The sequence below is a fragment of the Nocardia tenerifensis NBRC 101015 genome (genome assembly GCF_000308715.1).
Classification (GTDB): Bacteria; Actinomycetota; Actinomycetes; order Mycobacteriales; family Mycobacteriaceae; genus Nocardia; species Nocardia tenerifensis.
This window is the reverse complement of record NZ_BAGH01000494.1, coordinates 1-3,660: the sequence shown is the minus strand read 5'-3', so window position 1 is coordinate 3,660 and position 3,660 is coordinate 1. Positions and strand designations below refer to the sequence as shown.

The following is a 3,660-nucleotide window of genomic DNA, read 5'->3' as shown; positions in this document are numbered from 1 at the left end:
TGATCTCGTCGCACAGCGCCATGGTCTCCTCCAGGATGTGCGAGACGAACACCACCGCGACGCGCCGTTCCCGCAGTACCCGAACGATATTCAGCAGCCGGCGGGTGCCGGCCTCGTCCAGCGCCGAGGTCGGCTCGTCCAGGATCAGCACCCGCGGCTCGGTGATCAGCGCCTTGGCGATCTCGACCAGCTGACGCTGCGCCAGCGACAGGGTGCCGAGCTCGCGGCGCACGTCGACGTCGAGGCCGAGCTGCGCGAGCACCGGTTCGGCGCGCGCCACCATGGCGGCCCGGCGGCGAAAAGGCCCGAGGGTCGGCTCGCGCATCGGATACAGATTCGCGAGGACGTCGAGGTCGGGGAACAGATTCAACTCCTGCGACACCACCGCGACGCCGTGCTCGGCGGCCTGGGCGGTCGAGTTGAACGAGACCGGGCGCCCGCCGAGGCGCAGGCTGCCGCGATCGGGCGCGACCGCGCCGGACACCACCTTGATCAGCGTGGACTTCCCCGCGCCGTTCTCGCCGAGCAGCGCGTGCACCGAGCCTTCGCGCACGGTCAGCTCGGCATCGTGTAAGGCTGTCACGCCGCCGTAGGTCTTGCCGATGCCGCGGACCTCGAGCATCGCGCCGGATTCGCCTGACGCACCGGTCATTTCGCCTCGCTCAACGGACGCAGGTAGTCGGCGGGGGCGGCGAGTTGACGGGCGGCCGCGTCGGCGAACCACTGACGCCTGCTCTGGTCGTTCTGCTGGCGGGCGATGATCTCATCGATATTGGCGGCGTTGATGATCAGCCCGCCCGGATTCCACCAGCCCTCCGTCAGCGGCTTTCCCGTGCGCGCGTGCTCGGCGAGCAGCCGAATGGCGATGTAGCCCTTGAGCCAGTGCTCGGGCGAGGCGAGCGCGGCGGCGTAGCCGTCCTTCACCGCGGCCAGCGCCTGGGAATCCGGGTCGCAGGACCCGACCAGCAGGCGGCGGCCCGTGTTCTTCTGGATCAAGGCCAGCGACACCGCGTCCGAGGCGCCCGCGCCGAGGTAGGCGACCGCGTTCGGGTGCGCCTTCACCGTGTTGTTCCACTTGTTGTAGTTGTCGGTGGGTTCGGAGCCGGTGTCGAACGGCCCGAGCACGGTGAGCGTCGGACGTTGCTCCTGGAGTACGGCTTTCATGCCCTCCAGACGCTGGCTCAACAGGTCGAGTCCGGGAATGTCGTTGCCCAGCACCACTTCACCGGTGGTGCCGACCGGGATCTGCTTGATGATCTCCGTGGCGAGGCTGCGGCCGAGTTCGGTGTTGTCGTTTCCGACATACAGTCCCACCTTCGTCCCGGCGGGCGGCACGGTGTCCACGGTGGCGAGCGGGACGCCCGCGGCGGCCGCCTGCTGCAAGGGGCGCACGAACAGGTCCGGCGTCAGCGTCTCCATCGCGATACCGTCGCGGGCGGTGCGCACGGCGGCCTGGAACTGCGAAACCTCCTGCGGCCCATTGATTCCGGGCGGCGCGGTCTCGGTCAGGTCGATGTCGCCCGCGTCCGCGGCGCCCGCGGCGGCGCCCAAGGCCATCTCCTGGAACGGGTTCTGTGAGGTGGTGGCGTAGACGAACGCCATGCGCAGCGTCCCGCTCTTCGGGCCGTCGGCGGAGCGGGTGCCGCTCCCGCAGGCGACGAGCACGAGGGCGCAGCACGCGATCGCGCCGCGCAGCCAGTTGTTCGGTCTATTCATCACGATCCTTATCGAAGTTGTTCGCTAGTGCCTCGTACAGGAAAGTCGGTGCGTTTATCGGCGGTCTGGGGCGTCCGCTGGCAAGGCGGAGGAGGAGCCGATACCGGGGTTGTATCGGCGACGACGACAACGCGGCCAGCGGGCGTCCCAGACCGCCGAGAAACGTGCCGAAATTCCTGCACGCGGCACTACCGCCCGAATTCGGAGCGCTCGGCGCGGCGGCGGCTGCGGAGCAGGCTGTCGATGGCCACCGCGATCAGCACGACGACGCCGCTGGCGAACGCGCTCCAGTTCACGGGAATGTCGAAATACACCAGGCCGCTGGACACCACGCTCAGCAGCACGGCGCCCGCGACGGCGCCGACCACCGTCGCGCTGCCGCCGCGCAGCGGGGTGCCGCCGATCACCGCGGCCGCGATGGCCTGTAATTCGAAGCCGGTGCCGACATTCGGGTCGCCGGAGGTGAAGAACGCCAGGCCCAGCACCCCCGCCAGCCCGCACAGCGCGCCGACGCCCATCAGCACCAGCAGCCGGGTGCGCGCCGTCGAAATGCCGGAGAAGCGAGCGGCTTCCGGGTTGGATCCGATGGACCGCACCCGATATCCGAAGGGCGTCAGGCGAAGTACGACGGTGAGCAGCGCGGTGACCGCGAGCAGCACCCACACGCTGACCGGCAGACCGAGCAGCTGTCCGCCGACCACGGTGAAAAACGAACTGTCCAAAGGCAATCCGTTGACCTGCTGGCCATTGCTCCACGCCGCCGACAGGCCGCGGTAGACCTGCATGGTCGCCAGGGTCGCCACGATGGCCGGGATCGCGACGAGCTGCACGACGAGGGCGTTGACCAGCCCGAGCAGCGCGCCGAGACCGATCGCGGCGGCCGCGGCCAGCCACGGATTGATCCCGGATCGCATCAGTACCGCCGCGCTGATCAGCGACAACGCGAACCCGGCGCCGACCGACAGATCGATCTCGCGCATCGCGAGCAGGAACGCCATTCCGGCGGCGAGCAGCGCGACGTACACCGAGCTCTGCAACACATCGCGAATCTGGCCGGGGCTGAAGAAGTCCGGATGCAGCACCCCGATGAGCACCACGAGGGCGACGGTGGCCAACAGCACGCTGTTGGACTCGGTGTGCAGCATCCGCCGCAGTACGGGCGGGATACCGGGCGGCCCTGCGGCGGGCCGGGGGGCCGATTCTCGCTGTTCGGTGTCGTTGGCGGTCACTATCGCGTTCCTGTCTTCGAGTGTGCGAACCAGCTTCCGGCAATCGGGCGCGAGAACCCTTGTCCTTGCGTGCACAGTCCTTGTCCGCCAGAACACCCGGCCGACGCGGCGCTCGAATCGGCCGCGCGCGCCCGGTTACGGTCGGCGCCACACACAGCGATTCGAAGATCGGTGCATGGACATGACGAAACGATTGGCCGGCCAGGTCGCCCTCATCACCGGCGGCGGCACCGGCATCGGCGCGGCCGCCGCACGCAGGCTGGTCGCCGAGGGCGCCTCGGTGGTGCTCAGCGGCAGGCGGCAAGAGCCCCTGGAGGCGGTGGCCGCCGAACTGGGCGACGCCGCCCTGGTCGCGGCGGGTGACGCGGCGGACGCCGCCGACGTCGAGCGGATGGTGGCCGCCGCCGTCGACCGCTACGACCGACTGGACATGGTCGTCGCCAACGCGGGCGGCCATGGGCTCGGCGCGGTGAGCGAGACCACCGACGACGACTGGGAACTCGCGATGCGGGTCAATGTGACCACCGCGTTCGTGACCGCGCGCACCGCGCTGCCGCATCTACGCGGACGCGGCGGCTCGATCGTGGTCGTGTCGTCGCTGGCCGGGCTGTTCGCCGGGCCCGCGGTGGCCGGGTACGTCACCGCCAAGCACGCGCTGATCGGGTTGACCCGGTCGCTGGCCCGCGACTACGGCCGCGACGGCGTGCGGGTGAAC

4 protein-coding genes are annotated in these 3,660 nt (G+C 69.9%); 1 reads left to right on the top strand and 3 read right to left on the bottom strand.

Annotation, left to right across the window (positions count from 1 at the left end; genetic code table 11):
- The 3 genes from ON39_RS34405 to ON39_RS34395 form a co-directional block, all read right to left on the bottom strand.
- Positions 1-652: ATP-binding cassette domain-containing protein (locus ON39_RS34405; RefSeq protein ID WP_040740480.1), on the bottom strand; the 652-nt coding region annotated here is incomplete at its 3' end.
- On the bottom strand, positions 649-1,716 hold the full coding sequence (locus ON39_RS34400; RefSeq protein WP_040740479.1) for a sugar ABC transporter substrate-binding protein: 1,068 nt from the start codon (positions 1,714-1,716) through the stop codon (positions 649-651). The genes ON39_RS34400 and ON39_RS34405, both read right to left, overlap by 4 nt.
- A 188-nt stretch (positions 1,717-1,904) precedes the next feature.
- A complete protein-coding gene (locus tag ON39_RS34395; protein ID WP_246002700.1) occupies positions 1,905-2,945 on the bottom strand; it encodes an ABC transporter permease in 1,041 nt (346 codons plus the stop codon).
- Between the two features lie 181 nt (positions 2,946-3,126).
- Here ON39_RS34395 and ON39_RS34390 point away from each other — a divergent pair.
- The coding region (locus ON39_RS34390; RefSeq protein ID WP_040740481.1) for an SDR family NAD(P)-dependent oxidoreductase at positions 3,127-3,660 on the top strand (534 nt) is incomplete at its 3' end.

Coding starts and splice junctions, on each gene's coding strand:
- ON39_RS34400 (WP_040740479.1), bottom strand. CDS start 1,716: ATGAATAGACCGAACAACTGGCTGCGCGGCGCGATCGCGTGCTGCGCC.